1 protein-coding gene is annotated in these 271 nt (G+C 60.9%); it reads right to left on the bottom strand.

Translation table 11 applies throughout. The features are described from left to right. Positions 1-271, bottom strand: a 271-nt coding sequence (locus SB751_RS30700; RefSeq protein WP_410749113.1) for a hypothetical protein, incomplete at both ends; no start/stop codon positions are given.

Genomic DNA, 271 nt, shown 5'->3' with positions numbered 1-271 from the left:
AGCGGTGGCCGCGCCAGACACGGAAACGTCGTAGAGCTTCAGGTCCAGTAGCTTCAGTGCGCGATTGGCCGCCCCAAGGTTCGCCCCCAGCCTCTGCAACGTCGCAGAGGCCGTTTCGCTTTCCTTGGAGAAGTCGGCGATGTTGGGCACCAGCGAGCGCACCATGTTTTCGCCGACGTTCGCCAGCGCCTCTTCCAGCAACCTCTGGTTTTCCTCCTGGTCCTTGGTTAACTTGATGCGGAACTGATCGCTATAGGTGGCCAGCGAAGCC

It is taken from the genome of Cupriavidus sp. SIMBA_020, assembly GCF_046535395.1.
GTDB lineage: Bacteria > Pseudomonadota > Gammaproteobacteria > Burkholderiales > Burkholderiaceae > Cupriavidus > Cupriavidus campinensis.
Note: the sequence above shows the minus strand (reverse complement) of the source record. Positions and strands in the feature narration are given on the sequence as shown.